Genomic DNA, 23,129 nt, shown 5'->3' on the forward strand with positions numbered 1-23,129 from the left:
CATGGTCGTTTCCGCGCACGTCAGCGGCTAGGCGGGGTCCAGGACGGGCCGTTCGGCGAGCCCGCCGTTCTTCTCGCAGCGCAGTTCCTTGGCCATGGCCAGTGCGACGGAGTGGGCCACGGTCGCGTAGGCGTCCTTCAACGCCTCGATGTCGCCCTCGGGCTCCGTCGGGAACATCCAGCGCCTTACGTTGATGGCGATGTGGGCCAACCCCAACGAGTCGGGCAACCTGGTGCCGCGGCACGCGAAACAGACGTATGCACTGGTCGCCGCAGCGCCGGCCTCCTCCCCCATCTTGAGAGCGGTGAACTGCGGGGCCGCGGCGCCCTTCGGAGGGCTGTCGTCCAGCCTCCAGGTGATTCGGAGGTCGAAATCCGGCGCGTCGGCGGCCGTGTAGACACGGCAGACGTCCTCCCTCACCGTAGGGGTCGGGTAGGCATCGACAAGGGCCGCCGCGGCCTGCGCGATGGTGGACAGCTCTGCCGACGCCTCGAATCGCGACGAGCCCGTGATCGCTTTGAGCGCCTTGGACGCGTCGGCGGACATGGCTTTGCCACCACACAGTTGTGTCCCCGGAACGGCCTTGTCAGCCGCCTCCGGAGCTTCGTGCTCGTCTCCTCCACACCCGGCGGCCCCGAGAAACAACGAGCCGGCCATGGTCGCGGCGAGGAGTCCCCCGCGTACTGACCTACGACTGATCACTGTCCGGTCAAGCGGCCCTGCCGACGGCCGTCGGCAGGGCCGTACGGCTGCCGAGGGCTTCGGAGAACTGGTCGACGACCTGTGCGAGGGCCTCGGCGGGGCCCGGCGCGACGGTCAGGGTGCCGTCGACGCCCACCGCGAGGTCCTTGTCGAGCGTGAACCAGCCCTGGACGATGTGCGCGGCGCCCATGGAACTGAGCACCGGGCGCAGCGCGTAGTCGATCGCCAGGACGTGCGCCGTACTCCCGCCGGTCGCCAGCGGGAGGACCGTCTTGCCGACCAGGCCGTACTGCGGCAGCAGGTCCAGCAGGGACTTCAGCAGCCCGGAATAGGCGGCCTTGTAGACGGGCGTGCCGATCACGACCCCGTCGGCGCGGGCGAACAGTTCGGTCGCCTCGACGATCGCCGGGTGCCGGAAGTCGGCGCCGAGCAGGGCCTCGGCGGGGATGGTGCGGACGTCCAGGGGGATCACCTGGTGTCCCTGTGCCGTGAGCCGCGCATCCAGGTGGCGCAGCAGGCGGGCGGTACGGGAGGTGGCGGAGGGGCTTCCGGAGACGGACAGGACGGTGGCCATTGCGGATCCTTCGGGAGCGAGAGGTATGCGTGGGACTGGTGCTGGGCCGCGTACCGCGGCGTACTGCGGCCCCGCGCCCTCGGCGGCTACTTGTTGGTCTTGGGCAGTCCGGGCGTGTTGATCTCGGCCTCTGGGGCCGTGCCGTGGGCAGCACGCGGGCACGGTGGAGCAGCCCTCGGAGCGGCCGGGTGTGACGGCACTTCAGGATGCTGGGACTTAAGTGGTGAGGAGGTGTGATGACGCCGGGACATGAGCCCCGGGCGTGGTCGGGCGGCGGCAGCGCGTGCCAGTTCTCGCAAAACCGTTCGTACGCGGATTCAGCGTGTGTTCAGCGCATGCGTACGACGGTGCTTCGGAGGGAGGAACTCGGCCCGCGACGGGATCACCGAGGGAGGGAACGGCCGGTCAGACGGCCCGCTGCCGCGTCAGGCGCAACACGCTGCGGACCACACCCGACCGAAGTCGATGTGGTCACGGGTGACCAGGCGCTGCTCGGCATTCATGCGATTAATTGAGCAGTACATCTCGCTTCTCGTCAACTACGGCCCGGATACCGGACCGGCGTCCAGCAGTTCCTGTGCGTGAGTGACACATGCGCGAGGTGCGCCCATACGATCGAGGACGGACCGGCTCCGCCGCGCGCGGCAGCCGTACCGGCCGCGTTGAGGGACACGGCGCGCGATGACGCCTAACCGAACCCCGTCCACACCGCCCCTTGCCCGCACCGTGTGGGACGTGGTCGGCCGGTACTTCACCACCGCCGCCGTGCTCGACGGGCTGCTGCTCACCCTGTGGCTGACCGGCGTGGTGATGGTCCTCGGCTTTCTGCTCGGCATCCCCTTGGCCGTGATGCGTGTTTCTGCTGACCCTGTTCTGCGCACGCCGAGTTGGGGGTACGTGGAGCGCATCGCGTGCGGCAACCAGACGTACCAGGTCATCCCGCTGCTGATGGTGGCCACCCTCCGGTACATCGCCGTCACGGCCGTGCTCAGCGCGGGCAGTTCTACGTCGAGCGCTACTACGCGCGTGGCTCCGCCCTCGCGCTGCCGCCCACGCCTCTGGAAAAGCTCAGGGTCCATCCGGCCACGCTGCGCGCCCGGCTGTACAGGGCGGCGGCGCCCGATGCCCGCCCGGCAGTCGACGGTGGCCGGTGAGTCCACCCGCGGCGTTGCGTTCCCTACATTTCCCACCGATTTACTAGGAAAGTATTGACGGCCCGCCCAGCGGGTGCGCAGGATGATGCACATGGCCCACACGCAGCAGCGACTCGTTCGTCGTCGGCATGTCGACTTTGGTCACGTCGTCAGCGCCGCCTGCTGTCGCGCGTAGAGGGCACGCCGCTCACACGTTGCGCGTGCCACTCCGCTCCTTCTCTCTCATCCCAGGTGATCAGGCAAAGCCACCGGTGCGCCTGATGACCCGACGCACCCTGAAGGACGACCGCCATGACCACGGCACTTCCGGCCCAGGCCACTCCATTGAATGCGCCACTCCCCGACATGCGCCACCTCCGCCTCGTGGGCGACACCGTGCAGTTCGGCGACGAGGGAGGCGACGGGGGAAAAGGTTCCGCTCCCCTCGTCGGCTACCTCGTGCTCGTCCCCGAGGGCACCGATCCCGCCCAGCTCTTCGCGAAGGACGTGACACGACCGGAGATCCGGCCGGTCACCTACACGGACGCACCCGCCGTGCGGCAGACGGGAGGCGGCGGCGTACGCGTCGATCCCGCGCGGCATGTCGCAGAGCTGGACGGACGCGAACTCGACCTCACCTACCTGGAGTTCGGGCTGCTGGCCCATCTCGTTCTCCATCCCCACCAGGTGCATTCGCGCGAGCAGTTGATGACCGGCATCTGGGGCTACGACCACATCGGCGACGGCCGCACCGTGGATGTCCACATCGCGCGGCTGCGCCGCAAGCTGGGCAGAGCCCACCGGCACCGGATCGTCACCGTACGGCGCGTGGGCTACAAGTACGTGGCCGACCGGCAGGAGTACCCCAACACCGCACCTTGCCGCCGACCTTGAGGAGACCACCGCCATGGGCGTTGCCACTGCGCCGTCCGGACCCGCCTCGGATTCCGACCGGACCGGGCCCGGCCGTGCGCACTGGCTGCGCGTGGCCCATGAGACGGCGGACGACCTGGCCACGGACGCGGTGGCCAGGGAGCAGGCAGGCAAGGCCCCGTTCGACGAGGTGTCCGGGCTTCGTGAGGCGGGACTGCTGACGCTCCTCCTACCGGCTGGGCTCGGGGGAGGCGGCGCGGACTGGCCCACGGCCTACGCCGTCGTCCGGGACATCGCCGCCGCCGACGGCGCGATCGGCCAAGTGCTCGGCTGTCACTACTTCCTGTCGTGGAGCGCCCGGTTGTTCGCCATGCCTGCCCTCGCCGCTCAGGTCGAGCGGAAGTCCGCGGCGGGGCAGTGGTGCTGGGGTGGTGGTCTCGCCCGTCAGGAACTGCCTCTGACGCTGACCAGGAAAGGCAGTGGCCATGTGCTCGACGGTCGGCAGAGCTACGCCACGGGGGTTCTGGTCGCCGACCGCCTCGCCGTGCGGGCCGAGCGGGCCGACACCGGCGAACCACTCGCGGTCGTCGTCGATTCCGCCCGCCACGGCGTGCGGATCGACGGCGACACCGACCCCTTCGGCCAGCGGCTCGCGGCCGGCGGGAGCGTGGAGTTCGACGCCGTACCGGTCGCCGCCCACGACGTACTCGGCTCCCTGTCCGCGGACGAGGACGTTCTGTCACCCCTGGCTGCTCTGGCATCGCCGGTCGGGCGCCTTCTCTCGGTCCAGCTCCTTCTCGGCATGGCTGAGGGGGTGCTCGCCGAAGCCCGTGAGTACAGCAGGGCGGGCCACTCACCCTGGCACCCGGACCGGCCGGCCGGCTCTCCCCAGGGCCTACAGGTGCTGACCGCCTACGGAGAACTCACAGTCCTCGCCCGCTCCGCGTCCGCGCTCGCCGATCAGGCAGTGGATGCCGTGAACGGCGGGCTGGCACGCGGCGAAGACCTCACCTACGACGAGTACGCGGAGATCTCCGTCCTCGTGACCATGGCCGAAGCCGCCGCTTCCAGGGCAGCGCAGGAGTCCACCGCCCGAGCCCTCGACATCATCGGCGCCCGCTCCGCGTCCTCGCAGCTGGGCCTCGACCGCTTCTGGCGCAACGCCCGGACTCACACCGTGTACGAGCCCGTCGCCCACCGGCTCCGCGACGTCGGGGACTACTTCCTCAACGGTGCACACCCACCGTTCGTCCTGCCTGTCCGACCTTGAGGACCCGGAGCTCCGGTTCTGTGACAAGGCGTCCGCTCCGGAAAACCGCTACGAGAACGAATTGGCTCGGTATATCGCGGCCGAACTCGGCGTGATCGGGATTCGCCATGCAGCCTGACATCAAGGCAATTGTGAACGGCGCACTTCACTTGCATGTCGGGCAGTTCAGAATATGAGACATACACGCACGCGACGTTGACTCGGCCGGATATTGCTGCAACTCTCCTACTTGTGAGCAACTTCGAGAATCTCACCGCGCGCCTGCACGTCGATCTACGACGTCAGGCCAGCGCCATCTGTGCCGTCGGCCACTGAACCCGCTGACGAGCACTGCTCTCTCCCGCTCCTTCTCGGATTCGGCTGCTACGACCATGCCACTGCCGTCGTAGATCACTGATTTCCCGCAGGCATTCCTGACGAGGTCTCCTTACTCAGTCGGTTTCCGCCCTGTCGCGCTCAACTTCCGAGCGCTCCTTCCGGCTGGGGATTCTGCATGTCGAAGAACCCCTGCAGGCGTCACTTCTCGCTATTTCGGGTAGCGCGCCCGCCGATCCCACGTCAGTCCCCATTCGTTTGAACAGGACCTTTCCATGGCCACTACGGCATCGACCCGACGCCAGTTCCTCTCTCTGCTCGGTCTTTCGGCGGTGGCCGTGAGCTGCGGCACCACCGCAACCGGAGCCACCTCCGGCAAGGGACAGACCAGAACGCTCCGGTACCAAGGCTGGGCGGGTCAGGTCACGTTGCCGGAACTGGCCGAGGATCTCGGCTATCTGGAGGACGTGAAGCTGAAGTGGGTCGGCAACACCATCAGCGGGCCACAGGACATCCAGTCCGCGGCCACGGGCCAAATCGACTTCGGCGGCGCGTTCAACGGCGCAGTTGTCAAACTGGCCGCGAACAACGCTCCCATCAAGGCCGTCATCAGCTACTACGGCGCCGACAAGTACGCCTACAACGGCTTCTACGTCCTCAAGGACAGCCCCATCCGTTCCGCCCGCGACCTGATCGGCAAGAAGGTCGGGATGAACACCCTCGGAGCCCACTCCGAGGCCATGCTCGACATCTATCTGCAGCGAGGCGGTCTCTCCCGGGCGGAGATCGGCAAGGTCGAGCCGCTCGTGGTGCCTCCGGTCAACACGGAGCAGTCGCTGCGTCAGAAGCAGATCGACGTGGCCGTGCTCGGCGGCATTCTGCGCGACAAGGCCCTGGCGACCGGCGGCGTCCGCCCACTGTTCACGGACTACCAGCTGCTCGGCTCGTTCAGCGCCGGCACGTACGTGATGACGGACCGCTTCCTGCAGCAGAACCCCGACACGGCCCGGATCTTCGTCACCGCCGTGGGGCGGGCCGTCGAGTGGTCCCGTTCCACTCCGCACGAGGAAGTCGTCGACCGGATGACGGAGATCGTGAAGAAGCGCGGCCGCAACGAGGGCACCGCACCGCTGAAGTTCTGGCGGTCCTACGGCGTCGCCGAGACGGCGGGCCGAATCACCGGCAAGGAACTCCAGTTGTGGGTCGACTGGCTGGCCCAGCGGGGCGACGTCAAGAAGGGCCGGGTCACGCTGTCGGACCTCTACACCAATGAGTTCAACGACTACAAGAAGTCCTCCGCCGCGAAGAGCGGGAGCTGATCCCATGCCGGATGCCACCACGCATTCCACGACGCCCAAGATCGTGTTCGAGGACGTACGGAAGGAATTCACCGTCAAGGACCGGACGGGGACCGGGCAGGCCACCCGGTTCACCGCCCTCGACGGTATCGACCTGGAGATAGCGGACGGCGAGTTCGTCGTCCTGGTCGGTCCCAGCGGCTGCGGAAAGTCGACGCTGCTGGATCTGCTCGGCGGCCTCACCCACCCCACTGGCGGTCGGATCCTGCTGGACGGAGAACCCGTCACCGGCCCCGGCCTGGACCGGGGCATCGTGTTCCAGCAGTACGCGCTGCTGCCGTGGCGCACGGCGCAGGGCAACGTCGAGTTCGGCCTGGAGGCCACCGGCGTCCCGCGGCGCCAACGAGCCGCACGCGCCCGGGAGTTCCTCGACCTGGTCGGACTGATCGGGTTCGAGGAGCGCCATCCGCACGAGCTGTCGGGCGGAATGCGGCAGCGGGTGGCGATCGCCCGCAGCCTCGCCTACGACCCCGATGTGCTTCTGATGGACGAGCCGTTCGCCGCGCTGGACGCCCAGACCAGGGAGTCGCTCCAGGACGAACTGCTGCGCATCTGGCAGCGCACCGGCAAGACCGTCGTCTTCATCACCCACGGCATCGACGAGGCCGTCTACCTGGGACAGCGCGTCGCGGTCATGACGTCCAGGCCCGGCCGGATCAAGCAGATCGTGCCGGTCGCCCTCGGCTCCCGTACGGCGACGGCCGACCTCCGCTCCAGTCCCGAGTTCGCCCGGCACCGGCACGAGATCTGGTCGCTGCTGCACGACGAGGTGGCCAGGGCCCAGCAGTTGGAGAAGGAGGAGGCTTCCGTATGAGCCCCATAACCGGCACGGCCACCGAGAAGACCACGGCGCCGGACTCGGTGAGCGCCACCGAACCCGTGCCCGTCCCCGGCCCTTCCTCCGCCGAGTCCGCAGCGTCCGCGCCACATGACGCACCGCCGTCGAGAGCGCGCCAAGTCCCTTCCACGGCGGCCCGGGTCCGCCGGGCCGGGCGCCGGCTGCCGCACCTGCTGGTCAAGGGGGCGACCAAGTCCGCGGCGATCGTGGCGCTGCTGCTGCTGTGGGAGACCGCACCGCGACTCGGCCTGGTCGACCGGATCTTCCTGCCACCGTTCAGCGAGGTCGCCCGTGCCTGGTGGGGGCTGGCCATCGACGGTCAGCTCGCCGACAACGCACGCGCCAGCCTGGTCCGCTCGTTCAGCGGATTCGGACTCGCGGTGGCCGTCGCCGTGCCACTCGGCCTGCTGATCGGCTGGTACCGGCCGGTCGCCGACCTCCTCGGACCGCTCCTCGAGGTGTTCCGCAACACCGCCGCCCTGGCCCTGCTGCCGGTGTTCGTACTCCTGCTGGGCATCGGCGAGACCTCGAAGATCTCCATCGTGGTGTACGCGTGCACCTGGCCGATCCTGCTCAACACCATCAGCGCGGTCCGCAACGTCGACCCGACCCTGCTGAAGCTGGCGAAGTCGATGGACCTGTCCGCACCCCGGCTGTTCCAGAAGGTCATCCTGCCCTCCTCGGTGCCGGTGATGTTCACCGGCATCCGGCTGGCGGGAGCGGTGTCCATCCTGGTGCTGGTCGCCGCAGAGATGATCGGCGCCAAGGCGGGCCTCGGCTATCTGATCAACGCCTCGCAGTACAACTTCGCGATCCCGCAGATGTACGCGGGCATCATCACGCTCTCCGCCATCGGCGTGGCCTTCAACCAGTTGCTGGTGGCCGCGGAGCGGCGGCTCAGCTCCTGGCGCGTGCCGGTCGGCGGCTGACTCGGCCGCCTTCTGGTCCCGCTGTCCTCCCCGATCTCCTCCTTCTCCCCATCGTCCCGCTGCCCCTGATCCGAGGAACCTCATGACCACGACCAGACCCCGTCGGCTCCACCTCAACGCCTTCCTGATGAACGCCGGCCACCACGACGCCGCCTGGCGCCACCCCCGTACCCAGCCCGAGCGGGTCACCGATCTGCGCTACTTCCAGCAGCTCGCGCAGACCGCCGAGCGCGGCCTGCTCGACTCGGTCTTCCTCGCCGACGGCCTCGCCCTGTGGGGAAAGGTCCGGCACAACGCCCTCGGCGGCTTCGAACCCCTCACCCTGCTGTCCGCCCTCGCAGCCGTCACCGAACACGTCGGCCTGATCGCCACCGTCTCCACCACCTTCAACGAGCCCTTCCACACCGCCCGCAAGTTCGCCTCCCTGGACCACATCAGCGGCGGCCGGGCCGGCTGGAACATCGTCACCTCCGGCACCGTGAACGAGGCCCGCAACTTCGGGCAGGAAGAGCACCTGGAGCACCGGCTGCGCTACGAGCGGGCTCGGGAGTTCGTCGAGGTCGCCACCAAGCTGTGGGACAGCTGGGAGGACGACGCGATCCTGCTCGACCGTGAACGCGGCGTCTACGCCGACACCGACAAGGTTCGGGAGATCAACCACCGCGGGGAGCACTTCGGGGTGCAAGGCCCCCTGAACGTACCGCGCACCCCCCAGGGATACCCACTGCTGGTGCAGGCCGGTTCGTCGGAGGACGGCAAGGAGTTCGCCGCCCAGTACGCCGAGGCCGTCTTCACCGCCCAGCAGACCCTCGCCGACGGCCAAGCCTTCTACAAGGACCTCACGTCCCGGCTCGCCCGCTACGGCCGCGCCGAGGACGAGCTGCTGGTACTGCCCGGCATCGCCCCCGTCATCGGCTCGACCGAGGCCGAAGCCCGCGCGCTGGAACAGCAGTTGACGGACCTCCAGGTACCCGAGTACGGGCTCGCCCAGCTCTCCGGGATGCTCGGCACCGACCTGACCGGGCTGCCGCTGGACGGACCGCTGCCCGAGCTGCCCGAGGAGCGGGACATCAACGGCAACAAGAGCCGCTTCACGCTCGTCGCCGAACTCGCCCGCCGCGACGGCCTCACCCTGCGCGAGCTCATCGCCCGCCTCGGCGCCGGACGCGGCCACCGCGTCTTCGCCGGCACCCCCGAGCAGATAGCCGACCAGCTCGAGGAGTGGTTCACCCAGGGTGCCGCCGACGGCTTCAACATCATGCCGCCCCATCTGCCGGGCGGCCTGGAGGACTTCGTCGACCACGTCGTCCCGATCCTGCAGCGGCGCGGACTCTTCCGCACCGAGTACACCGGCCGCACCCTGCGCGAGAACTACGGTTTGGCCCGCCCCGCCAACCGGCTGGCCACGGCTGCAGCAGCAGAAAGCCGGCCCGCATGACCGGGCTGGACCCCACCACGGACGTCCTGGTGGTCGGCGGCGGCCCCGCCGCCACCCGGGCCGCGCTCAAAGCGGCCCAGGACGACGGCCCCGCCACCCGGGACGAGGAGCACCTCGACCTCACCGGCCTGCTCGGCAGCCACCGCCGGCACACCGGCTGGGGACGAGGCCGCACGCCTGGCGCACTGCGGGGCGTCGGCCCTCCCCCCGGACCGCCGGGGTCCAAGAGAACCTCTCTGCCCATCACCTCCTGATAACCCGACTGATCACCTCTCCGCTGATCTCATCCTGAAGGGAACACCCGCACATGACCACCAGCACCGGCTTCGACCTCCGCAGGATCGGCGGCCGCATCGGCGCCGAGATCCTCGGCGTGGACCTCTCCACCGACCTCGACCCCGCCGTCGTCACCGAGATCGACTCCGCGCTCCTGGAACACAAGGCGCTCGTCTTCCGCGACCAGAACCTCGACGACGCGGGCCAGCTCCGCTTCGCCTCCCTCTTCGGCGACCTCACCACCGCGCACCCGACCGTCCCCTCTGTCGACGGCCGGCCCCAGATCCTGCCCGTCGACGGCGACGAGGGCATCCGCGCCAACCAGTGGCACACGGACGTCACCTTCGTCCGTACTCCCCCGAAGGCGTCCACGCTGCGCAGCCTGGTGGTCCCGCCCTACGGCGGAAACACCCTCATCGCCAACTCGGCCGCCGCGTACCGGGACCTGCCCGAGCCGCTGCGCGAGCTGGCCGACAGGCTGTGGGCGGTGCACACCAACGACTACGACTACGCCGCCCCGAAGAGCGAGAAGGCCGCCGAGCACCGCAGGCGGTTCATCTCGCGGAAGTACCGCACGGCCCATCCGGTCGTCCGCGTCCACCCCGAGACCGGGGAGCGCGGGCTGTTCATCGGCGGCTTCGCCCAGAGCATCGTCGGGCTCGGCCCCGCCGACTCCCGGGACCTGCTGCGCATCTTCCAGTCGTACGTCACCCGCCCGGAGAACATCCTGCGGGTGGCCTGGACACCGGGTGACCTCGTCCTCTTCGACAACCGCATCACCCAGCACTACGCACCCGACGACTACGGCGACCTGCCGCGCCTGCTGCACCGGGTGACCGTCGCCGGCGATGTCCCCGCCGGTGTCGACGGCACCCTCAGCCACGTCATAGAGGGTGACGACGCCGCCCACTACACGCCCGCTGCGGCCTGAGCACCCGGGCCGCCGGGCAGGGGCTGCCCGCCCCTGCCCGGCGGCCCGCAAGCAGCGGGCACCGACGGAAGCCGTACGGGATAATGCGCGCATGAGGATCTCAGCCAGGGCGGACTACGCGGTACGTGCCGCGCTGCAGCTCGCCGCGTCACGGGACGACGGGCCCCTGAAGGCCGAGGCCATCGCCGACGCCCAGGACATCCCGCACAAGTTTCTCGAAAGCATCCTGAACGACATGCGCCGAGGCGGTCTCGTGCTCAGCCAACGCGGCGGCAACGGCGGCTACCGGCTGGCCAAGCCCGCCGAGTCCATCAGCATCGCCGACGTCATCCGCGTCGTGGACGGGCCGCTGGTCTCGGTACGCGGGGTACGCCCCCCGGAGCTGTCCTACACCGGTCCTGCCGAGTCGCTGCTCCCCCTGTGGATCGCCCTGCGGTCGAACGTGCGCGAGATCCTGGACGGCGTGTCGCTCGCCGACGTCGCGTCGGCCCAACTACCCGCCGCCGTATCCGCGTTGGCTGACACCCCGGGCGCCTGGGTAAACCCCTGACACATTGCGTCACGCACAGTCGATCTCATAAAACGAGATGAGGGCGTCCGTCTCACGAACGCCCTCTTGGGATGGGCGCCACCTTCTGCCACGATCCCTAGCAACCAGGTAGGAAAACTAGGAATATGGGGGGTGGCCATGAGTACGCTCGACCGCACTGGCCGGTTGCTGCCCCTTCTGACCTCGCGTCGTCACATCGACCTCGGCCGTACGTCCAGTGCCATCTGTCGGCCTTTCTGACGCCGCAGAACCTGACTGTGTCCGAACCAGCACCGGCCTCCTCGCCCGCTCCGCCTCCGTCGGCCGGCTGAGGGACTGTCGGACCCTCCGCTGACGACTCCCCCCACGTCCCACTTCTCTCTCGGCCCGCGACGGCATGTGTGCCGCCGAGGCCGAGGAGTGGAGTGCTGGCGCGTGCCGCCAAGCAGTACGCCTCGCAGTTTCGTACCTCCCCGATCGCCCATCCCTGAGAGGACACCGCCGTGTCTGCCGCAAGACCGCTCACCACCCTTCAAGGGCAAGAAGATCGCCACGCCGCAACTCGGCAATACCCAGGACGTCGCATTCCTCAACTGGCTCGCGGACAAGGGCTGGAAGGTCGACGCGGAAAGCGGCGCGGGCGATGTCTCCGTCGTCCGTACGGACAACAAGATCACCCCGGACGCCTACAAGTCCGGCTCCATCGACGGCGCCTGGGTACCGGAGCCGACCGCCTCCAAGCTGGTCGCGGAGGGCGGCAGGGTGCTGCTGGACGAGGCCGATCTGTGGCCGGACAAGAAGTTCGTGATCACCAACATCATCGTGTCGCAGTCGTTCCTGAAGGATCACCCGGACGTCGTCGAGGCCGTGCTGCGCGGCTCGGTGAAGACCAACGAGTGGATCAACGCCAACCCGGAGAAGGCCAAGGCGTCCGCCAACGAGGCGCTGAAGAAGGAGTCCGGCAAGGCTCTGCCCGCCGAGGTCATCGACCCGGCCTGGACGTCGATCACCTTCCTCGACGACCCGCTGGCCGCCACCCTCAACACGGAGGCGGAGCACGCGGTGAAGGCCGGTCTGCTGGAGGAGCCCGACCTGAAGGGCATCTACGACCTCGCACCACTCAACAAGGTCCTCGAGGCCGAGGGCAAGGACGAGGTCAACAACCGGACACGATGAGTTCCCAGGAGGTGACGACCATGGCCATCACGGTCGCCAAGGCTGCCGAGGACGCCCCGGCGGTGACGCACGCCGCCCGTATCGAGCATGTCTCGAAGTCCTTCCCCGCGCCGGGCACGCCCGGCGGACAGCAGCTCGTTCTGGACGACATCACACTCGATGTCGCGCCGGCTGAGTTCGTCACCCTCCTGGGCGCCTCGGGCTGCGGCAAGTCCACCCTGCTCAACCTGGTCGCGGGCCTGGATCTGCCGTCCGCCGGCTCGATCCACACGGACGGCCGGCCCGTCCTGATGTTCCAGGAGCACGCGCTGTTCCCGTGGCTGACCCGGGCAAGAACATCGAACTCGCGCTGAGGCTGCGCGGGGTCGCGGGGCCGGAGCGCCGTCCGGAGGCAGAACGGCTGCTGGAACTCGTACGGCTGCGGGATCGCATACGGCAAGCGGGTGCACGAACTGTCCGGCGGTATGCGCCAGCGCGTCGCCGCACAAAACCGCAGGTCAGGACAGCTTGGCGACCGGTTCAAGGATCGCGACGCACTCCACGTGATGCGTCATCGGAAACAGATCGAACGCCCGCAGCGTCCGCACCCGGTACCCCCCGTCCCGGAAATACGCGATGTCCCGGGCCAGCGCGGCCGGATCGCAGGCCACGTAGGCGATCTTCCGCGCCCCCAGTGATGCCAGGTGCGCCACCGTCTTGCGGCCCGCGCCCGCGCGGGGCGGGTCGAGGACGATCAGGTCGACCTCGGTGATGCCGGTGCGGGGCAGGACGGACTCGACCTTGCCCTGCTCGATGCGCACCCTCGGGAAGTCCGCGAGGTTGTGGCGGGCGTCCTCCACCGCGCGCTTGCCGGACTCGATGCCGAGGACCGCGCCGTCCTCACCGACGCGGTCCGCGAGGGCTCCGGCGAAAAGGCCGACGCCGCAGTACAGGTCGAGCCCCATGTCGCCCTTGCGCGGCAGCAGGCCCTGCATGACCGCCGTGACCAGGGTGTCCGCGGCCTTCGGGTGCACCTGCCAGAAGCCGCTGCCCCCGACCCGGTAGGTGCGGCCGTCGGCACGCTCGCGCACGAAGGGGCGGCCGTGGACGCGGTGCACGCCGCCGGACCTCTCGTCGATGCGCAGGACGGAGACGGGCCGGTCCAGTTCGACCAGCGGGAGACGGGCGCCCGGCTTGGGAGTGAGGACCACCTGGCGGTCCTGGGAGCCGCTCGCCGCGATGGCCTCGACCGAGTCCATGCCGGTCCAGTCGCGCTTCTCGATGCCCAGCTCGCTGACGCCCTCGGCGGCGATCATGCAGTGGCTGATCGGCTCGACCTCGTGCGAGCGGTGCCGGCGCAGGCCCGCGCGCCCGTCGGGGGTCACCGCGTACTGCACGCGTGTGCGCCACGCGGGAACCTCACCGGCGGGCACCTTGTCGCCCTCGGCGGGCACGACCGTGCCGTCCCAGCCGGCCTCCTCGGGGGTGAGCCCGGCGAGCCGCTGGAGCTGCTCGGCGATCACCTCGCCCTTGAGGCGGCGCTGCGCGCCCGGCCGGGCGTGCTGCCAGTCGCAGCCGCCGCAGCGGCCGGGGCCGGCGAACGGGCAGGGCGCGTCGATGCGGTCCTTGGAGGCCTGCAGGATCTCGACCGCGTCGGCGCGCAGGAAGCGGGCGCCCTCCTCGCCGTCCGTGACCCGGGCGAGGACCCGCTCGCCGGGCAGCGCGTGCCGGACGAACAGCACCTGTCCCTCGGACGTACGGGCGATGCAGTGGCCGCCGTGGGCGACGGGGCCGATCTCGACCTCGTACTCCTCCCCCACCAGTGATGTGTTCTCTGCTGACTGCATGGCGGGGTGACTCCACAACATCGAGGGGGTGCGACGGACGACGGTCCCGGCCGGCCGGTGAGGGCCGGCCCGGACACCAGCCCGTCAGTCTACGTGGACGAGGACGACTCCTTCGCCCGCTCCTGGGCCGGACCGCGCCGCACCGAGCCGGGCGCGTTCCACTCCTGCCGCTTGCGGGCGCGGTTCTTGGCCGCCTCGGACGACTGGAGCTGGTACGGCACCGAGGTCACCATGACGCCCGGCGTGAACAGCAGCCGGCCCTTGAGCCGCAGCGCGCTCTGGTTGTGCAGCAGGTGCTCGTACCAGTGGCCGACGACGTACTCGGGAATGATCACGGACACCGCGTCGCGCGGCGACTCCTTGCGCAGGCTCTTGACGTACTCGATCACGGGCCGGGTGATCTCGCGGTAGGGCGAGTCCAGCACCTTCAGGGGTACGTCGATGCCGCGGCGTTCCCACTCCGCGCGCAGGGCCCTGGTCTCCTCGGGGTCGACGTTGACGCTGAGGGCCTCCAGGGAGTCGGAGCGCATCAGCTTGGCGTAGGCGAGGGCGCGCAGCGTCGGGCGGTGGATCTTGGAGATCAGGACCACGGAGTGGACGCGGGAGGGACGGACGATGTCGTCGCTCGGGCCGTCGGGCGCGGCGATCTCCTCGGCGACCCGGTCGTAGTGCTTACGGATCGCCGTCATCGTCGCGTAGAAGATGACCATGCCGAGCAGGGCGACCCAGGCGCCGTGGGTGAACTTGGTGACGAGGACGACGACCAGGACGAGGCCGGTGAAGAAGGCGCCGAAGGTGTTGATCGCACGTGAGCGGACCATGAGGCGGCGTTTGTTCTGGTCCCTCTCGCCGGCCAGCTCGCGGTTCCAGTGCCGGACCATGCCGATCTGGCTGAGCGTGAAGGACACGAACACGCCGACGATGTACAGCTGGATCAGGCGGGTGGAGTCGGCGCCGTAGATCCACACGAGGAGTCCCGCGGCGCCCGCGAGGAGCACGATGCCGTTGGAGAAGGCGAGGCGGTCGCCGCGGGTGTGCAGCTGGCGCGGCAGGTAGCGGTCCTGGGCGAGGATGGAGCCGAGCAGCGGGAAGCCGTTGTAGGCGGTGTTCGCGGCGAGGAACAGCACCAGCGCGGTGGCCGCGGCCAGCACGATGAAGAGGATGCTGCCCGAGCCGAAGACGGCCTCGGCGACCTGGGAGATGACCGGGTGCTGCACATAGCCGGGGCCGACCGGCACGCCGTCGCGGAGCAGGTCGGCGGCCGGGTGCTCGGCCATCCGGACGTTGGTGGCCATGGCGAGGGCGATGATGCCGCAGAACATGGTGACGGCGAGCAGGCCCATCATCGCGAGCGTGGTGGCCGCGTTCTTCGACTTGGGCTTGCGGAAGGCGGGCACGCCGTTGGAGATCGCTTCGACGCCGGTGAGGGCGGCGCAGCCGGAGGAGAAGGCCCGCAGCAGCAGGAACAGCAGCGCGAACCCGGCCAGCCCCTCGTGCTCGGGATGGATCTGGTACGAGGCCGTCGGCGCCCGCATGTCGTCGCCGAGGACCACGCCGCGGAAGGCGCCCCACGCGATCATCGTGAAGACACCGGCGACGAACACGTACGTCGGGATCGCGAAGATCGCGCCGGACTCCTTCACGCCGCGCAGGTTCATCAGCGTCAGCAGCACGAGCACGCCGATCGCGCAGGCGACCTTGTTCTCGACGACGAACGGGACGGCGGAGCCGAGGTTCTCGATGCCGGAGGAGATCGACACGGCCACGGTGAGCACGTAGTCCACGAGCAGGGCGCTCGCGACGGTGAGGCCGGCCTTGGGGCCGAGGTTGGTGTTGGCGACCTCGTAGTCGCCGCCGCCGCTGGGGTAGGCGTGCACGTTCTGCCGGTAGGAGGCGACCACGGTGAACATCAGCACGACGACCGCGACGGCGATCCAGGGGCTGAAGTGGTAGGCCGACACACCCGCGATGGACAGGACCAGCAGTACCTCTCCGGGGGCGTACGCGACGGAGGACAGCGGGTCGGAGGCGAAGACCGGGAGGGCGATGCGCTTCGGCAGGAGCGTTTCCCCGAGCCGGTCACTGCGCAGTGCGCGCCCGATCAGAATCCGTTTGGGCACGTCGGTCAGTTTGGACACAACAGTGGATCGTAAGCGTTCGAACATCGGCGTGCCCACCCGCCACCCCCGCCGGACGGCCCTCTGCCCTCCGGGTGAAATCCGCCTGTTCCGCGGCGGTGGATTCCGCAGGTCGCGGCGCTGGTATGGCTATATGACCACACACCGTCTTTTCCCTGTCGTTGCCGCCTTCGGAGGTTTCATGTATTCGACCGCTGAGCTGATCGGCGCCGCGGCCGGCCTCGCCTTCCTGGGACTCCTGGCCCTCGCCAGTGTCCGCAGCATCGGCCGCCGCTGAGCGGGTGCGCCGGGCATCCCTGCACGGGGGTGCCCTCCGTCGACCGCACGTGTGTAGCTTGGGCGACTGTCTGAGACCCTGATGGGGCTGAGCAGTACTTCTTGACACCGGAAGGACGGTCGTGCACATCGTCATCATGGGCTGCGGAAGAGTGGGTTCCGCTCTTGCCCAGACCCTGGAGCAACAGGGGCACACGGTCGCCGTGGTGGACCAGGACCCCACCGCCTTCCGCCGCCTGGGATCCTCGTTCGGCGGGCGCCGGGTCACCGGAGTGGGCTTCGACCAGGACACCCTGCGCGAGGCGGGCATCGAGGAGGCGGGCGCCTTCGCCGCCGTCTCCAGCGGTGACAACTCGAACATCATCGCCGCCCGGGTGGCCCGCGAGATGTTCGGCGTCGAGAACGTCGCCGCGCGCATCTACGACCCCCGCCGCGCCGAGGTCTACCAGCGCCTCGGCATCCCGACCGTCGCCACCGTCCGCTGGACGGCCGACCAGATGCTGCGCCGGCTGCTGCCCTCGGGCGCCGAGCCGCTGTGGCGGGACCCGACCGGCGGCGTCCAGCTCGCCGAGGTGCACACCGCCCCGTCCTGGGTGGGGCACCGGATCAGCCGTCTCCAGGAGGAGACGGGCGTGCGCGTCGCGTTCCTGACGCGGCTCGGCGAGGCGATCCTGCCCTCCTCGCAGACGGTGTTGCAGGAGGGAGACCTGGTGCACGTGATGATGCGCACCGACGAGGTCGACAAGGTCGAGGCGGCGTTCGCCAAGGGGCCCGAAGAGGAGGCCGGTCACTGATGAGGGTCGCCATTGCCGGAGCCGGCGCCGTCGGCCGCTCGATCGCGGGCGAGCTGCTGGAGAACGGCCACGAGGTCCTGCTGATCGACAAGGCGCCGACCGCCATCTCGGTGGAACGCGTCCCGATGGCGGAGTGGCTGCTCGCCGACGCCTGCGAGATCACCTCCCTGGACGAGGCGGCGCTCCAGCGCTGCAACGTCGTCATCGCCGCGACGGGAGACGACAAGGTGAACCTCGTCGTCTCCCTGCTCGCCAAGACGGAGTACGGCGTTCCGCGCGTCGTCGCCCGGGTGAACAACCCGAAGAACGAGTGGCTGTTCAACGAGTCCTGGGGCGTGGACGTCGCCGTGTCCACACCGCGGCTGATGTCGGCCCTGGTCGAGGAGGCGGTGAGCGTCGGCGACCTGGTCCGGCTGCTGCGCTTCAGCCACGGCGACGCCAACCTCGTGGAGCTGACCCTCCCGGAGGAGTCGGCCCTGGCCGGCACACAGGTCGGGGACGTCGAGTGGCCCGAGGACACCTCCCTGGTCACCATCATCCGCGGCACCCGGGTGCTCACGCCGACCCGGGAGGACTCCCTGGAGGCGGGCGACGAGCTCCTCTTCGTGGCCGCGCAGGCCCGCGAGGAGCAGCTGGAGGACCTGCTGTCGGTGCGCCGCGAGGACGCGGCCGGCTGATCCCGCAGGGACGACGAGCCCGGAGAGGGGCGCCCCGGACCCCGGGGCGCCCCTCTCCGTCGTGCCCAGGCTCTGTCCATGACGCACAGGACTGCCGGTCACGGTCGCGCACAGGTCACTGCTCGACGGACCGGGCTTCCTCGGCCTCCGCGGCCTTGGCGGCCGCCTTGCGCTCCTCCTCGGCCCGCTCCTCCGCCTCCATCTCCGCGAACACGTCGATGGGGGCGGGCGCCTTCGCCAGGAACACCCACGTCAGCCACACGGCCAGCAGGAACGGCGGGATCTTCAGCGCGATCAGCACCCAGCCGAGCTCCGTGGTGTCCGCCCACCAGTACAGCGGGAAGAGGATCGCGCACTTGGCGAGCAGGATCAGACCCCAGGCGTAGCTGGCCTTGGCGTAGGCCCGCTTGCGGCCCGGGTTGCGGGTGCGCCAGGAGAGGTTCTCCTTGAAGACCGGCCCGAGGATCAGCCCGATCAGCGGGACCCCGCACAGCGTGGTGATGATGTACGCGAGGGCCAGGCCCAGCGTGTAGAGCATGCCGGGCAGGTAGAAGTCCTTGGCGTTGCCCGTCATCATCGCGAAGACGACGCCGAAGGCGACACCGAAGACACCGCTGAAGGCGTGCTTGACGGTGCCCTTCATGGCCAGCCGGACCACGACCAGCACGACCGACAGGGCCAGCGCGGCGATCGCCGACATGTGCAGGTCTTTGTTGATCGTGTAGATGGTGACGAAGAGCAGGCCGGGCAGCACCGTCTCGACCATGCCCCGCACTCCGCCGAACGCCTCGAACAGGGCGGCCTCGGTGGCCGCCCGGGTGTCCTGCGCGGATGTGTCTTCGTTCGGCTTGTCGAGTGACGTCACCGGCTACTCCCGTCCGAGGGGTCTCAGTTCGTACTTGGGATTGAACAGCACCCGGCGGCCCCGGCTCATCGAGATCCGGCCCGATGCGATCAGCTTGCGCCCCGGTTCGATCCCCACGATGGAGCGCCTGCCGAGCCACACCACGTCCAGGGCGCCGGAGCCGTCGAACAGCTCGGCCTCCAGGGCCGGGACACCGGCGCGCGGCCGCAGGGTGACCGTGCGCAAGGTACCAGTAACCGTGACGACCTGGCGGTCCTTGCTGTCGCCGATGCGCGTACAGCCGGCCGTCTCCGTGTCTTCCCGCAGCTCCTCTGACTCCAGGTCCTCCTGCGAGGAGGAGAGCCGGTCGAGCAGCCGCCGGAACCTGCCCGTCGGCTTTTCGGAACGAGGAACAGCACTCATGTCTGAAGCGTACCGGGGGTCACCGACAGTCTCGTACCCCCCGGTAGTGTCGCCGACGCCCGACGCGACCGGGCCCACCGGCAGGGCGGCTCAGGTCTCGAAGCGGTAGCCCATGCCCGGCTCGGTGATGAAGTGGCGGGGGTGCGAGGGGTCCGCCTCCAGCTTGCGGCGCAGCTGCGCCATGTAGACCCGCAGATAGTTCGTCTCCGTCCCGTACGAGGGTCCCCACACCTCCTGGAGCAGCTGCTTCTGGCCGACCAGACGGCCGGTGTTGCGCACCAGCACCTCCAGCAGATGCCACTCCGTGGGCGTCAGCCGTATGTCCTTGCCGCCGCGGTGCACCTTCTTCGCGGCGAGGTCGACCGTGAAGCCCCCGGTGTGGACGAGCACGCCGTCCTCGCCGCCGGCGGGCTCGACCGGCTCGGCGCGGCGTACGGCGGCGCGCAGCCGGGCCAGCAGTTCGTCCATGCCGAACGGCTTGGTGACGTAGTCGTCGGCGCCCGCGTCCAGCGCCTGGACCTTCTCGTCGGAGGAGTGCCGGGCCGACAGCACCAGGACCGGCACCCGGGTCCAGCCGCGCAGGGCCCTGAGCACCTCGACGCCGTCCATGTCGGGCAGGCCCAGGTCGAGGATCACCACGTCGGGCGGTCCGGCCGCGGCGAGCCGGAGGGCGCCGGCGCCGTCGTGGGCCGAGTCGACGTCGTACCCCCGCGCCTTGAGGTTGATCACGAGGGCACGCACGATCTGCGGCTCGTCGTCGATCACGAGCACCCGGGTCATGTGGCCTGCCTTTCGGTTCGTACGGGTCCGGCGGCGCGGGCCGGGCCGGAGGGGGGTGACACCGCGCGGAGGGTGAGGACCATGGTGAGGCCGCCGCCGGGGGTGTCCTCGGCGTCGAGGGTGCCGCCGACGGCCTCGGCGAAGCCGCGCGCCACCGCCAGGCCGAGGCCCACGCCGGCGCCGCGCGGTGCGTCGCCGTAGCGCTGGAAGGGCTCGAAGATACGGTCCTTGGCGTCGTCGGGCACACCGGGCCCCCGGTCCACGACGCGCACCTCGACCCGGTCGGCGATGGCGCTGGCGGTGACCAGCACGGGCCGGCCGGGCGGGCTGTACTTGACGGCGTTCTCCACCAGGTTGGCCACCGACCGCTCCAGCAGCCCGGGGTCGGCGGCGACCATGGGCAGGGTCTCGCGGACGTCGAGTTCGACGCTGCCCTCGGGGACACCGCCCAGGGCCATCGGCACCACCTCGTCCAGGTCGATCTCCCGGATCAGCGGCGTGACCGTGCCGGTCTGCAGCCGGGACATGTCGAGCAGGTTCCCGACCAGGTGGTCGAGCCGGTCGGCGCCCTCCTCGATGCCGGCCAGCAGCTCCGCCCGGTCCTCCTGCGACCAGTCGACGTCCTCCGCGCGCAGCGAACTCACCGACGCCTTGATGCCGGCCAGCGGGGTGCGCAGGTCGTGGCTGACGGCGGCGAGCAGCGCGGTGCGGATGCGGTTGCCCTCGGCGAGCTCCTTGGCCTGGTCGGCCTCCTTCTGGAGCCGCTGGCGGTCCAGGACGACGGCGGCCTGCGCGGCGAACGCGGCCAGCACCCGGCGGTCCTCGGCGGGCAGCACCCTGCCGGTCAGCGCCAGCGCCATGTGGTCGCCGACGGGTACGTCCACGTCCGCGTCCTCGGGCCGCTCCAGCACGTCGGCCAGTCCCACCCGCCCGGCGCAGGTCCACGGGTCCACGTCGCTCGCCCGCTCCAGCAGGGCCGCGGATTCCATGCCGAAGGTCTCCCGGACCCGCGCCAGCAGCTCCTCCAGGCCTGTCTCGCCGCGCAGCACGTTCCCGGCGAGGTAGGACAGGATCTCCGACTCGGCGCGCAGCCTGGCCGCCTGGTGGGTACGGCGGGCAGCCAGGTCCACGACCGAGGCCACCGACACGCCCACACCCACGAAGGTCACGATGGCCACCGCGTCCGCGGGGTCGGCGATCACGATGGCGTGCAGCGGCGGGGTGACGTACCAGTTCAGCAGGAGGGAGCCGAGGGCGGCCGACACCAGGGCGGGCAGCAGACCGCCGAGCAGCGCGGCGGTCACGGTCAGCGCCAGGTGGAGCAGCATGTTGTTGGCGAGCCCGAGCTGCCCGTCGCGGAGCAGCGCCGCGAGGAGGAACGGGCCGGCCAGGCCGACCAGCCGGCCCCACACGAGCCGGGACCGGCCGAGCCGCGCGTCGCGGGCCTGCGGCAGCCCGCGGCCCTTGGCGACCTCCTCGTGCGTGACGATGTGCACGTCCAGGTCGGGGCCGGAGTCGCGGGCGACGGTCGCGCCGACGCCGGGTCCGAAGACGTACTGCCAGGTCTTGCGGCGCGAGGAGCCGAGCACGAGCTGGGTGGCGTTCACCCCGCGCGCGAAGTCGAGCAGTGCCGCCGGTATGTCCTCGCCGACGACGTGGTGGAAGGTGCCGCCCAGGTCTTCCACGAGGGCGCGCTGCACGGCGAGTTCCTTCGGGGAGCCGGAGGTCAGCCCGTCGCTGCGGGCGATGTAGACGGCCATGACCTCGCCGCCCGCGCCCTTCTCGGCCAGCCGGGCACCGCGCCGGATCAGGGTGCGGCCCTCGGGTCCGCCGGTCAGGCCGACGACGATGCGCTCGCGGGCCTGCCAGGTGGAGCGGATGTTGTGCTCGACGCGGTACCGCTGGAGGTGCTCGTCCACATGGTCCGCGACCCACAGCAGCGCGAGCTCGCGCAGCGCGGTGAGGTTGCCGGGCCGGAAGTAGTTGGACAGGGCCGCGTCGATGCGGTCCGGGCGGTAGATGTTGCCGTGCGCCATGCGGCGGCGCAGCGCCTGGGGCGACATGTCGACCAGTTCGATCTGGTCCGCGCGCCGCACCACCTCGTCGGGCACCGTCTCCAGCTGCCGTACGCCCGTGATCGACTCCACGACGTCGCCGAGCGACTCCAGGTGCTGGATGTTGACGGTGGACACCACGTCGATGCCGGCGGCGAGCAGTTCCGCGACGTCCTGCCACCGCTTGGCGTTGCGGGAGCCGGGGGCGTTGGTGTGGGCGATCTCGTCCACCAGCGCGACCTCGGGCCCGCGCTCCAGGACGGCGTCGACGTCCATCTCCGTGACCGCCGTGCCGCGGTACTCCAGCGTGCGGCCGGGCACCGCCTCGAGCCCGTCCAGCAGGCCCTGCGTGCGCGGCCGGTCGTGGTGTTCGACGTACGCCACGACGCAGTCGACTCCCCGCTCGACGCGACGCCGCGCCTCGGCCAGCATCGCGTAGGTCTTGCCCACGCCGGGTGCCGCCCCGAGGTAGATCCGTAGCTTGCCGCGCCCCATGGCCCTTCGTCCTCCGGTGGCATCCGCCCCACACGCAGCGTCGACCTTACGGCCGTCGGCGCCGGTCCGGGGCCGCCCGGCCACGGAGCGAGGGCCGCACCCCACGGGGGTACGGCCCTCGGCTGCACGTCCGTGTGCCGGGTCCCGCCGTTCGATCAGTCCGGCCGTATGGCGCTGTTCCCTCCGCCCCGGGCCCGAGCGGGGCCCGGTGCGCGCGGCTGCGGGCGGAGGACGGAGTCGGCGCGACGGGGTCACTCCCGCGCGAGCGAACTCGGGCGGGATGGCCGACGGCCGACGACACCGCCGCGGATGCGCCGGCCGGGCCCCGCTCGATCCGGAATGGTCCGAACGAGGCGCCTAGAGGGTCTGTCGTTTGGATCAGGCCGGCTGTAAGACGCGGTGCTTCGCAGCCGACCCGAGCGGGGTCTGGTGCGTGCGGCTGCAAGGCGGAGGAGGGCGTCAACGCGGAGCGTTGGCAAC

At 70.1% G+C, this 23,129-nt stretch carries 21 protein-coding genes and 3 pseudogenes; 16 read left to right on the plus strand and 8 right to left on the minus strand.

The features are described from left to right. Positions 1-27: 27 nt before the first annotated feature. Both ABZ354_RS02705 and ssuE read right to left on the minus strand, forming a co-directional pair. On the minus strand, positions 28-546 hold the full coding sequence (locus ABZ354_RS02705) for a hypothetical protein (protein ID WP_358652138.1): 519 nt from the start codon (positions 544-546) through the stop codon (positions 28-30). Between the two features lie 163 nt (positions 547-709). Continuing rightward, a complete protein-coding gene (gene ssuE / locus ABZ354_RS02710) occupies positions 710-1,276 on the minus strand; it encodes an NADPH-dependent FMN reductase (RefSeq protein ID WP_358652140.1) in 567 nt (188 codons plus the stop codon). Positions 1,277-2,005: 729 nt separating this feature from the next. Between ssuE and ABZ354_RS02715 the strand changes: the two are divergent. The 14 genes and pseudogenes from ABZ354_RS02715 to ABZ354_RS02780 all read left to right on the plus strand — a co-directional run. Next, positions 2,006-2,430 (plus strand): annotated as a pseudogene (locus tag ABZ354_RS02715) (hypothetical protein); the annotation flags it as partial. Positions 2,431-2,721: 291 nt separating this feature from the next. Continuing rightward, positions 2,722-3,303, plus strand: coding sequence for a winged helix-turn-helix domain-containing protein (locus ABZ354_RS02720; RefSeq protein WP_358652142.1), 582 nt, complete (start codon positions 2,722-2,724; stop codon positions 3,301-3,303). Between the two features lie 13 nt (positions 3,304-3,316). Continuing rightward, the gene (locus ABZ354_RS02725) at positions 3,317-4,552 is read left to right on the plus strand and encodes an acyl-CoA dehydrogenase family protein (RefSeq protein ID WP_358652144.1); all 1,236 of its coding nucleotides are present in this window, start codon (positions 3,317-3,319) and stop codon (positions 4,550-4,552) included. Between the two features lie 153 nt (positions 4,553-4,705). Then, complete coding sequence (locus tag ABZ354_RS02730; protein WP_358652146.1) at positions 4,706-4,867, plus strand: putative leader peptide; 162 nt, start codon at positions 4,706-4,708, stop codon at positions 4,865-4,867. A 275-nt stretch (positions 4,868-5,142) separates the two neighbouring features. Then, the gene (locus ABZ354_RS02735; protein WP_358652148.1) at positions 5,143-6,186 is read left to right on the plus strand and encodes an ABC transporter substrate-binding protein; all 1,044 of its coding nucleotides are present in this window, start codon (positions 5,143-5,145) and stop codon (positions 6,184-6,186) included. 4 nt (positions 6,187-6,190) lie between these two features. Beyond that, positions 6,191-7,039, plus strand: a complete 849-nt coding sequence (locus tag ABZ354_RS02740; RefSeq protein WP_358652150.1) for an ABC transporter ATP-binding protein — start codon at positions 6,191-6,193, stop codon at positions 7,037-7,039. Further along, entirely contained in the window at positions 7,036-7,992 is a 957-nt protein-coding gene (locus ABZ354_RS02745; protein ID WP_358652152.1) for an ABC transporter permease, read from the plus strand. Before ABZ354_RS02740 ends, ABZ354_RS02745 begins: the two co-directional genes overlap by 4 nt. Positions 7,993-8,074: 82 nt before the next feature. Continuing rightward, the gene (locus tag ABZ354_RS02750) at positions 8,075-9,430 is read left to right on the plus strand and encodes an LLM class flavin-dependent oxidoreductase (RefSeq protein WP_358652154.1); all 1,356 of its coding nucleotides are present in this window, start codon (positions 8,075-8,077) and stop codon (positions 9,428-9,430) included. Then, positions 9,427-9,684: a hypothetical protein gene (locus ABZ354_RS02755; RefSeq protein ID WP_358652156.1), complete on the plus strand. Its 258-nt coding sequence runs from the start codon at positions 9,427-9,429 to the stop codon at positions 9,682-9,684. Before ABZ354_RS02750 ends, ABZ354_RS02755 begins: the two co-directional genes overlap by 4 nt. 53 nt (positions 9,685-9,737) lie before the next feature. Continuing rightward, positions 9,738-10,637, plus strand: a complete 900-nt coding sequence (locus ABZ354_RS02760; protein WP_358652158.1) for a TauD/TfdA family dioxygenase — start codon at positions 9,738-9,740, stop codon at positions 10,635-10,637. A gap of 91 nt (positions 10,638-10,728) precedes the next feature. Further along, positions 10,729-11,187, plus strand: a complete 459-nt coding sequence (locus ABZ354_RS02765) for an Rrf2 family transcriptional regulator (RefSeq protein WP_358652160.1) — start codon at positions 10,729-10,731, stop codon at positions 11,185-11,187. Positions 11,188-11,325: 138 nt separating this feature from the next. Further along, positions 11,326-11,427, plus strand: coding sequence for a putative leader peptide (locus ABZ354_RS02770; protein WP_358652162.1), 102 nt, complete (start codon positions 11,326-11,328; stop codon positions 11,425-11,427). A 273-nt stretch (positions 11,428-11,700) separates the two neighbouring features. Beyond that, positions 11,701-12,342 (plus strand): annotated as a pseudogene (locus ABZ354_RS02775) (ABC transporter substrate-binding protein); the annotation flags it as partial. A 20-nt stretch (positions 12,343-12,362) separates the two neighbouring features. Beyond that, positions 12,363-12,824 (plus strand): annotated as a pseudogene (locus ABZ354_RS02780) (ATP-binding cassette domain-containing protein); the annotation flags it as partial. Positions 12,825-12,839: 15 nt separating this feature from the next. On the opposite strand, the gene ABZ354_RS02785 reads toward ABZ354_RS02780, so the two are convergent. Together ABZ354_RS02785 and ABZ354_RS02790 are read right to left on the minus strand one after the other, a co-directional pair. After that, the gene (locus ABZ354_RS02785; RefSeq protein WP_358652164.1) at positions 12,840-14,189 is read right to left on the minus strand and encodes a class I SAM-dependent RNA methyltransferase; all 1,350 of its coding nucleotides are present in this window, start codon (positions 14,187-14,189) and stop codon (positions 12,840-12,842) included. Between the two features lie 68 nt (positions 14,190-14,257). After that, complete coding sequence (locus ABZ354_RS02790) at positions 14,258-16,306, minus strand: APC family permease (protein WP_358652167.1); 2,049 nt, start codon at positions 16,304-16,306, stop codon at positions 14,258-14,260. 398 nt (positions 16,307-16,704) lie between these two features. On the opposite strand from ABZ354_RS02790, the gene ABZ354_RS02795 reads away from it, so the two are divergent. Together ABZ354_RS02795 and ABZ354_RS02800 are read left to right on the plus strand one after the other, a co-directional pair. Next, positions 16,705-17,376, plus strand: coding sequence for a TrkA family potassium uptake protein (locus ABZ354_RS02795; protein ID WP_358652169.1), 672 nt, complete (start codon positions 16,705-16,707; stop codon positions 17,374-17,376). Further along, positions 17,376-18,053, plus strand: coding sequence for a TrkA family potassium uptake protein (locus tag ABZ354_RS02800; protein WP_358652171.1), 678 nt, complete (start codon positions 17,376-17,378; stop codon positions 18,051-18,053). The genes ABZ354_RS02795 and ABZ354_RS02800 overlap by 1 nt, the downstream gene beginning before the upstream one ends. A gap of 115 nt (positions 18,054-18,168) precedes the next feature. Here the strand turns inward: ABZ354_RS02800 and ABZ354_RS02805 are convergent, their stop codons facing one another. The 4 genes from ABZ354_RS02805 to ABZ354_RS02820 form a co-directional block, all read right to left on the minus strand. Continuing rightward, a complete protein-coding gene (locus ABZ354_RS02805) occupies positions 18,169-18,918 on the minus strand; it encodes a DUF3159 domain-containing protein (protein ID WP_358652173.1) in 750 nt (249 codons plus the stop codon). Between the two features lie 3 nt (positions 18,919-18,921). Continuing rightward, a complete protein-coding gene (locus ABZ354_RS02810; RefSeq protein WP_358652175.1) occupies positions 18,922-19,320 on the minus strand; it encodes an OB-fold nucleic acid binding domain-containing protein in 399 nt (132 codons plus the stop codon). A gap of 90 nt (positions 19,321-19,410) precedes the next feature. Next, positions 19,411-20,100: a response regulator gene (locus ABZ354_RS02815; protein ID WP_358652177.1), complete on the minus strand. Its 690-nt coding sequence runs from the start codon at positions 20,098-20,100 to the stop codon at positions 19,411-19,413. Then, positions 20,097-22,649 carry an ATP-binding protein gene (locus ABZ354_RS02820; RefSeq protein WP_358652179.1) on the minus strand — a complete coding sequence of 851 codons (2,553 nt, stop codon included), beginning with the start codon at positions 22,647-22,649 and terminating at the stop codon, positions 20,097-20,099. Before ABZ354_RS02820 ends, ABZ354_RS02815 begins: the two co-directional genes overlap by 4 nt. Positions 22,650-23,129 lie beyond the last annotated feature (480 nt).

Origin of the sequence: Streptomyces sp. NPDC005925 (assembly GCF_040638805.1) — a bacterium.
In the GTDB taxonomy this organism is placed as follows: domain Bacteria; phylum Actinomycetota; class Actinomycetes; order Streptomycetales; family Streptomycetaceae; genus Streptomyces.

Excerpts from the sequence above, each read along its gene's own strand:
- ABZ354_RS02705 (WP_358652138.1), bottom strand. The coding sequence starts at position 546 with ATGTCCGCCGACGCGTCCAAGGCGCTCAAAGCGATCACGGGCTCGTCG.
- ssuE (WP_358652140.1), bottom strand. The coding sequence starts at position 1,276 with ATGGCCACCGTCCTGTCCGTCTCCGGAAGCCCCTCCGCCACCTCCCGT.
- ABZ354_RS02735 (WP_358652148.1), top strand. The coding sequence starts at position 5,143 with ATGGCCACTACGGCATCGACCCGACGCCAGTTCCTCTCTCTGCTCGGT.
- ABZ354_RS02770 (WP_358652162.1), top strand. The coding sequence starts at position 11,326 with ATGAGTACGCTCGACCGCACTGGCCGGTTGCTGCCCCTTCTGACCTCG.
- ABZ354_RS02740 (WP_358652150.1), top strand. The coding sequence starts at position 6,191 with ATGCCGGATGCCACCACGCATTCCACGACGCCCAAGATCGTGTTCGAG.
- ABZ354_RS02765 (WP_358652160.1), top strand. The coding sequence starts at position 10,729 with ATGAGGATCTCAGCCAGGGCGGACTACGCGGTACGTGCCGCGCTGCAG.
- ABZ354_RS02725 (WP_358652144.1), top strand. The coding sequence starts at position 3,317 with ATGGGCGTTGCCACTGCGCCGTCCGGACCCGCCTCGGATTCCGACCGG.
- ABZ354_RS02800 (WP_358652171.1), top strand. The coding sequence starts at position 17,376 with ATGAGGGTCGCCATTGCCGGAGCCGGCGCCGTCGGCCGCTCGATCGCG.
- ABZ354_RS02730 (WP_358652146.1), top strand. The coding sequence starts at position 4,706 with ATGTCGGGCAGTTCAGAATATGAGACATACACGCACGCGACGTTGACT.
- ABZ354_RS02820 (WP_358652179.1), bottom strand. The coding sequence starts at position 22,649 with ATGGGGCGCGGCAAGCTACGGATCTACCTCGGGGCGGCACCCGGCGTG.
- ABZ354_RS02745 (WP_358652152.1), top strand. The coding sequence starts at position 7,036 with ATGAGCCCCATAACCGGCACGGCCACCGAGAAGACCACGGCGCCGGAC.
- ABZ354_RS02785 (WP_358652164.1), bottom strand. The coding sequence starts at position 14,189 with ATGTTGTGGAGTCACCCCGCCATGCAGTCAGCAGAGAACACATCACTG.
- ABZ354_RS02810 (WP_358652175.1), bottom strand. The coding sequence starts at position 19,320 with ATGAGTGCTGTTCCTCGTTCCGAAAAGCCGACGGGCAGGTTCCGGCGG.
- ABZ354_RS02720 (WP_358652142.1), top strand. The coding sequence starts at position 2,722 with ATGACCACGGCACTTCCGGCCCAGGCCACTCCATTGAATGCGCCACTC.
- ABZ354_RS02815 (WP_358652177.1), bottom strand. The coding sequence starts at position 20,100 with ATGACCCGGGTGCTCGTGATCGACGACGAGCCGCAGATCGTGCGTGCC.
- ABZ354_RS02750 (WP_358652154.1), top strand. The coding sequence starts at position 8,075 with ATGACCACGACCAGACCCCGTCGGCTCCACCTCAACGCCTTCCTGATG.
- ABZ354_RS02760 (WP_358652158.1), top strand. The coding sequence starts at position 9,738 with ATGACCACCAGCACCGGCTTCGACCTCCGCAGGATCGGCGGCCGCATC.
- ABZ354_RS02755 (WP_358652156.1), top strand. The coding sequence starts at position 9,427 with ATGACCGGGCTGGACCCCACCACGGACGTCCTGGTGGTCGGCGGCGGC.